The following is a 7,076-nucleotide window of genomic DNA, read 5'->3' as shown; positions in this document are numbered from 1 at the left end:
CTTTGATCGATGTGGAGGTCTTGCAGGCCTCTTTGGCAACCTGCAGCTTGAAGCGCGCGTCATATCTGTTCATGTATCCCTCGGAGGTTGGATCTGGCGTCCAACTCCTGGGGGTCACTTCACCTTGGGGGCTTGGCCGCGCCTTGCTCGTGTGCGCCGTCCTGCGCACACGGCAAGACCGGGGTTGGGCGTCCTGCCCAACCCGCCCGCGGCATGCCTCGGGCCCATGCCGCTCACACCCCTGCCACCGGACCCACCCCGCCTTCGACAGTTTCCTGCGGTCTGTTGGAACGGCTCTTGGGGTCAGATCCGTTTTCCGCAGGAAAACGGATCTGACCCCGGATTCATTTCGATATCTGACAGAAAAATCGTGTCGACCAAGGTCGACACCTACCAACAGCCGCAGGAATCTGTCAGAGGTGGGGCGGTGTCGGATTGCGGGGTGTCAGCCGCATGGATGCGGCTGCCGAGCCCCCATGGACGGATTCACGGCGTCCCCGCAATCCGACACCGCCCCGCCCACTCACGGAATGCCCGCTTTTGACGTTGACGTTGCCCTGGCTTGAAGCAGGTGCAGGGCTGCAAACCCTGCCGAAACCCACCCAACCATGACTGCAGTCACTTGCCCGGTTGCGCCGCGCTGGCGAAAGTCAAGGAGTTGACGTGATCGGTCCGGCGCGTTGCCGACCGCACGCAAGCGAGAGAGAGAAACGCTGTGCAACGACGTGAGTTCCTGGCTTTTTCCGGCCTGGGCCTGGCCGGCCTGCTGCTGCCGCATTCCCGTGCCATCGCCGCCGAGCAGCTGCTGGCGCCGGTCGATACCGCCCAGCGCCGGCGCTTGGCCGAGGTCGCGCTGGCCACCGCACGCACGGCCAAGGCCAGCTACTGCGATGTGCGCATCGGCCGCTACCTCAACCAGTCGGTCATCACCCGCGAGCACCAGGTCGGCAATGTGACCAACCGAGAATCGTCCGGCGTGGGCGTGCGGGTGATCGTCAACGGTGCCTGGGGCTTTGCTGCAACCCATCAGCAGACCGAGGCCGCCGTGCGCGCAGCGGTCGAGCAGGCTGCGGCGATCGCCCGCGCCAACGCCAGCATCCAGACCCGCCCGGTGCAACTGGCACCCACGCCGCCCGTCGGTGAAGTGCGCTGGCAGACGCCCATCCGCAGGAACGCGATGGCGGTGCCGATCCAGGACAAGGTCGAGCTGCTGCTGGCCCTCAATGCCGCTGCGCTGGATGCGGGCGCCGACTACATCAACTCCACCCTGTTCCTGGTCAACGAGCAGAAGTACTTCGCCTCCAGCGACGGCTCGTTCATCGACCAGGACATCCACCGCATCTGGTTGCCGTTCACCGCCACCGCCATCGACAAGGCCAGCGGCAGGTTCCGCACCCGCGCCGGCCTGTCCTCGCCGATGGGCATGGGCTATGAGTTCCTCGATGGCGATGCGCGCGGCAAGGTGCAGCTGCCCGGTGGCATCACCGCCTACCGCGATTCCTACGACCCGGTCGAGGACGCCATTGCGGCCGCCCGCCACGCGCGCGAGAAACTGAAGGCGCCGTCGGTGAAGCCCGGCAAGTACGACCTGGTGCTGGACCCGTCCAACCTGTTCCTGACCATCCACGAGAACGTCGGCCACCCGCTGGAGCTGGACCGCGTGCTCGGCTACGAAGCCAACTACGCCGGAACCAGCTTCGCCACGCTGGACAAGCGCGATGCCGGTTTCCGCTGGGGCAGCGACATCGTCACCTTCTTCGCCGACAAGACCCAGCCGGGCAGCCTCGGTGCGGTCGGCTACGACGACGAGGGCGTCAAGACCCAGCGCTGGGACCTGGTGCGCGACGGCATCCTGGTCGACTACCAGGCCACCCGCGATGAAGCCCACATCCTCGGCCGCGATGCATCGCATGGCTGCAGCTATGCCGATTCCTGGTCCAGCGTGCAGTTCCAGCGCATGGCCAATGTCTCGCTGGCGCCGGGCAAGCAACCGCTCAGCGTCGCGGACATGATCAAGGACGTGGAGAACGGCATCTACATCCACGGCCGCGGTTCGTATTCGATCGACCAGCAGCGCTACAACGCGCAGTTCGGCGGCCAGCTGTACTACCAGATCAAGGACGGAAAGATCGCCGGCATGGTCGAGGATGCGGCCTACCAGATCCGCACGCCGGAATTCTGGAGTGCCTGCACCGCCATCTGCGATGAACGCGACTTCCGCCTGGGCGGCTCGTTCTTCGACGGCAAGGGCCAGCCGGGCCAGGTCTCGGCGGTCTCGCACGGTTCGTCCACCACCCGCTTCAACGGCATCAACATCATCAACACCGCGCGCAGTCTCGGCGCTTGAGCCACCCATCCTTCGACATGGAGAGCAGCCTTGCAAAGACGTGACTTCCTGGCCCTGACCGGGCTTACCGCGGGCGGGCTGATCGTGCCCTCCTTCTTCGGCAAGGTGATCGCCGCCGAGCAACTGCAGAGCACGCTGGACCTGGGGCTGAAGAAGCGCCTGGCCGATGCGGCGCTGGCCGCCGCCCGCCAGGCCGGTGCCACCTACTGCGACGTGCGCATCGGCCGCTACCTGCGGCAGTTCGTGATCACCCGCGAGGACAAGGTGCAGAACGTGGTGAACACCGAGTCCACCGGCGTCGGCATCCGCGTGATCGTCAACGGCGCCTGGGGCTTCGCCGCCACCAACGCACTGGGTACCGCCGACGTGGCCAGGGCCGCGCAGCAGGCGGCGGCGATCGCCAAGGCCAATGCCGGCGTGCAGACCGCACCGGTGCAGCTGGCCAAGGCACCGGGCGTGGGTGAGGTGAGCTGGCGCACGCCGATCCGCAAGAATGCGATGGAGGTGCCGATCAAGGACAAGGTCGGCCTGCTGCTGGACGTCAACGCCGCCGCAATGGGCGCCGGTGCCAGCTTCGTCAACTCGATGCTGTTCCTGGTCAACGAGCAGAAGTACTTCGCCTCCACCGATGGCTCCTACATCGACCAGGACGTGCACCGCATCTGGGCGCCGATGACGGTCACCGCCATCGACAAGAGCAGCGGCAAGTTCCGCACCCGATCGGGCCTGTCCTCGCCGATGGGCCTGGGTTACGAATACCTGGACGGCGCCGCCGCGGGCAAGGTGGTCAGCCCGAATGGCGTGGTCAACTACAGTTCTTCCTACGACATGAAGGAAGACGCCATCGCCGCCGCCCGGCAGGCGCAGGAAAAGCTGAAGGCACCGTCGGTGAAGCCGGGCAAGTACGACCTGGTGCTCGACCCGTCGCACACCTGGCTGACCATCCACGAGTCGATTGGCCACCCGCTGGAACTGGACCGCGTGCTCGGCTACGAAGCCAACTACGCCGGCACCAGCTTCGCCACCCTGGACAAGCGCGAACAGCGTTTCCAGTATGGCAGCGAGCTGGTCAACATCTTCGCCGACAAGACCCAGCCGGGCAGCCTCGGCGCAGTGGCATACGACGACGAAGGCGTGAAGTGCAAGCGCTGGGACCTGATCAGCAACGGCAAGCTGGTGGACTACCAGACCATCCGCGACCAGGCCCACATCCTCGGCAAGACCGAGTCCGACGGCTGCTGCTATGCCGACTCGTGGTCCAGCGTGCAGTTCCAGCGCATGGCCAACGTGTCGATGGCACCGGGCAAGAAGCCGCTGAGCGTGCAGGACCTGATCAAGGACGTGGAGAACGGCATCTACATCATCGGTGACGGTTCGTTCTCGATCGACCAGCAGCGCTACAACGCGCAGTTCGGCGGCCAGCTGTTCTACGAGATCAAGAACGGCCAGATCACCCGCATGCTGGAAGACGTGGCCTACCAGATCCGCACGCCGGAGTTCTGGAACGCCTGTACCGCCGTGGCCGACGAGCGTGACTACCGCCTGGGCGGTTCGTTCTTCGACGGCAAGGGCCAGCCGGGACAGGTCTCGGCGGTCTCGCACGGTTCGTCGACCGCGCGCTTCAACGGCATCAACGTCATCAACACCGCACGCAGCCTCGGCTGACCGGTCAGGAGCCCTTACACCATGAGTATCTTCACCGAAGCCCAGGCCAAGGCCATCCTCGACAAGGTCATCGCCCTGTCCAAGGCCGACGAGTGCACCGCCGTGCTGGCCGGCGCGATCAGCGGCAACATCCGTTTCGCGCTGAACAATGTCTCCACCAGTGGCATCGTCGACAACACCGAGCTGGCGGTCACCGTCGCCTTCGGCAAGCGCGTCGGCACTGCCTCGATCAACGAGTTCGACGACGCCGCGCTGGAACGCGTGGTACGCCGTGCCGAAGACCTGGCCCGCCTGGCCCCGGAGAACCCGGAGTTCATGCCGGCCATCGGCAAGCAGAGCTACCGCGCCAGCCCGACCTTCAGCGAATCCACCGCCGCGATCGATCCAGCCTTCCGTGCCAAGGTTGCTGCCGATTCGATCGCCCCGTGCCGCGGCCACGGCCTGGTCGCCGCCGGCTTCCTGGAGGACGGCCAGGGCTTCCAGGCCACCGCCAACAGCAACGGCAACTTCGCTTACCAGCGCACCACCAACTTCGATTACACCTGCACTGTGCGCACCGAAGATGGCCGCGGTTCGGGCTGGGTCGGCCGCAACCTGAAGGACGCGGCGGACTTCAAGGCTGACCAGGACATCCGCATCGCCATGCGCAAGGCCACCGAATCGGCCGAAGCCAAGGCACTGGAACCGGGCAAGTACACGGTCATCCTGGAGCCGGCCGCAGCGGCAGGCCTGATCAGCTTCATGATGAGTTTCTTCAGTGCACGCTCGGCCGATGAAGGCCGCAGCTTCCTGTCGAAGAAGGGCGGCGGCAACAAGCTGGGCGAGCAGGTCTACGATCCGCGCGTGACCATGATCGCCGACCCGTGGCATCCGGATGCACCGGTGCTGCCGTGGGACAACGAAGGGCTGCCGCGCGAACGCATGGCCATCATCGAGAACGGCAGGATCGCCAATCTGGACTACTCGCGCTTCTGGGCGCAGAAGCAGGGCAAGACCGCCAAGGCCTCGCCGGGCAACCTGCTGATGAGCGGTGGCGACAAGAGCACCGCCGAGCTGGTGCGCGGCACCCAGAAGGGCATCCTGGTCACGCGTACCTGGTACATCCGCATGGTCGATCCGCAGACCGTGCTGCTGACCGGCCTGACCCGCGACGGCACCTTCTACATCGAGAACGGCCAGATCAAGCATCCGGTGAAGAACTTCCGCTTCAACGAGTCGCCGGTGATCATGCTCAACAACATCGAAGAGCTGGGCAAGCCGGTGCGGGTGGCCGGTGATGAATCCAGCTACGTGATGATGATCCCGCCGATGAAGCTGCGCGATTTCACCTTCACCTCGCTGTCCGACGCGGTCTGATGGATCGCCGGGCCTGCCTGCGCTGGTTGGCCGCTGCCGCTTCGGCGGCGGCGCTGCCGGCCTGGGCACAGGCAGGCCCGCGCAGTTCGCGCTACGACTTCTGGTTCACCCGCCTGCAGTACGACTCCGGTGACTGGGACGTGGACGCGCGCATGCCATCCAACCTGATCACCTCGCTGATCGACTACACATCGCTGCGCGTGGACCCGCAGGAACACGTGGTGGCCCTGGCCGACCCGCGCATGCTGGAAGCGCCGTTCTGCTACCTGGCCGGGCACACGCTGGTGGAGTTCAACGCCGCCGAACGGCAGAACTTCGTGCGCTACGTGCGCAATGGCGGCTTCGTCTTTGTCGATGACTGCAACCATGACATCGACGGGCTGTTCGCCACCTCGTTCGAGGCACAGATGGGCCGCCTGTTCGGTCCGAAGGCATTGCAGAAACTGCCCAACAGCCACGCGCTGTACCGCAGTTTCTTTCGCTTCCCGGACGGTCCGCCTGCCACCAGCTTCGAACTCAACGGCTGGGGCGACGACCTGGTGCACGACTACCTGAAGGGCATCGAGGTCGATGGTCGGCTGGGCCTGCTCTACAGCAACAAGGACTATGGCTGCGAGTGGGACTACGACTGGCGCAACAAGCGCTTCCTGGCCGAAGACAACACCCGCTTTGGCGTCAACATCGTGATGTACGCGTTGAACAATTGACAGGACCTGCACGCCCATGAATTCCTCCGACCTCGATTCCCTGCTGCCGCGCCTGGATGAACTGCGCGTCGCGCTCGCACGCGCGGTAGTGGGCCAGCACACCGTGGTCGAGCAGCTGCTGATCGGCCTGCTGGCCGGCGGCCACTGCCTGCTGGAGGGTGCACCCGGGCTCGGCAAGACCCTGCTGGTACGCTCGCTCGGCCAGGCATTGGAACTGCAGTTCCGGCGCGTGCAGTTCACCCCCGACCTGATGCCCAGTGACATCCTCGGCACCGAGCTGCTGGAGGAAGACCATGGCACCGGCCATCGCCATTTCCGCTTCCAGCAGGGCCCGATCTTCACCCACCTGCTGCTGGCCGACGAACTCAACCGCACCCCGCCCAAGACCCAGGCCGCACTGCTGGAGGCAATGCAGGAACGCACCGTCAGCTACGCCGGAACCACCTACGCGCTGCCCGCGCCGTTCTTCGTGCTGGCCACGCAGAACCCGATCGAGCAGGCCGGCACGTACCCGCTGCCAGAAGCACAGCTGGACCGCTTCCTGCTGCACGTGCTGGTGGATTACCCCAGCGAAGACGAGGAGCGGCGGATCCTGGAACAGACCACCGGCGGTGCCACCGACGCGGTGCCGAAAGTGATGGATGCCGAGGCGGTGATCGCCCTGCAGGCGGCTGTGCGGCAGGTGCATGTCAGCCCCGACGTGCTGGCCTGGATCACCCGCCTGGTGCGCGCCAGCCGGCCAGGCGAAGGCGCCCCGGCGGCGATCAACCAATGGGTGAAGTGGGGCGCCGGTCCGCGCGCCGGCCAGTCGCTGGTGCTCGCGGCAAAAGCGCGCGCACTGCTGCAGGGCCGCTTCGCCGCCACCCGCGAGGACGTGCAGGCACTGGCCGCACCGGTGATGCGCCATCGCCTGCTGCTGTCGTTCGCCGCCGAGGCCGAGCAGAAGCGTGCCGACGACGTGGTCGCCGCCCTGCTGCAGGCCGTGCCGTTCCCGGGTTGAG

General features: G+C 65.9%; 5 protein-coding genes. All 5 read left to right on the top strand.

Features of this window, described 5'->3' with window-relative positions; all coding sequences use genetic code 11:
- The first annotated feature begins 715 nt into the window (after positions 1–715).
- The 5 genes from AC5P7X_RS16295 to AC5P7X_RS16275 are packed head-to-tail and all read left to right on the top strand — an operon-like array spanning position 716 to position 7,075.
- Positions 716–2,347, top strand: a complete 1,632-nt coding sequence (locus AC5P7X_RS16295; RefSeq protein WP_329842704.1) for a TldD/PmbA family protein — start codon at positions 716–718, stop codon at positions 2,345–2,347.
- 30 nt (positions 2,348–2,377) lie between these two features.
- Complete coding sequence (locus AC5P7X_RS16290; protein ID WP_329842705.1) at positions 2,378–4,012, top strand: TldD/PmbA family protein; 1,635 nt, start codon at positions 2,378–2,380, stop codon at positions 4,010–4,012.
- A 21-nt stretch (positions 4,013–4,033) separates the two neighbouring features.
- Positions 4,034–5,368 carry a TldD/PmbA family protein gene (locus AC5P7X_RS16285; RefSeq protein ID WP_329842706.1) on the top strand — a complete coding sequence of 445 codons (1,335 nt, stop codon included), beginning with the start codon at positions 4,034–4,036 and terminating at the stop codon, positions 5,366–5,368.
- Entirely contained in the window at positions 5,368–6,075 is a 708-nt protein-coding gene (locus AC5P7X_RS16280) for a DUF4159 domain-containing protein (RefSeq protein WP_005421001.1), read from the top strand. Before AC5P7X_RS16285 ends, AC5P7X_RS16280 begins: the two co-directional genes overlap by 1 nt.
- A gap of 16 nt (positions 6,076–6,091) precedes the next feature.
- Positions 6,092–7,075 carry an AAA family ATPase gene (locus AC5P7X_RS16275; RefSeq protein ID WP_053497969.1) on the top strand — a complete coding sequence of 328 codons (984 nt, stop codon included), beginning with the start codon at positions 6,092–6,094 and terminating at the stop codon, positions 7,073–7,075.
- The last annotated feature ends 1 nt before the right edge of the window (position 7,076 follow it).

It is taken from the genome of Stenotrophomonas sp. YJH_SMC_53 (assembly GCF_059369995.1).
This window is presented reverse-complemented; position numbering and strand designations above follow the sequence as displayed.

Coding starts and splice junctions, on each gene's coding strand:
- AC5P7X_RS16285 (WP_329842706.1), top strand. CDS start 4,034: ATGAGTATCTTCACCGAAGCCCAGGCCAAGGCCATCCTCGACAAGGTC.
- AC5P7X_RS16280 (WP_005421001.1), top strand. CDS start 5,368: ATGGATCGCCGGGCCTGCCTGCGCTGGTTGGCCGCTGCCGCTTCGGCG.
- AC5P7X_RS16275 (WP_053497969.1), top strand. CDS start 6,092: ATGAATTCCTCCGACCTCGATTCCCTGCTGCCGCGCCTGGATGAACTG.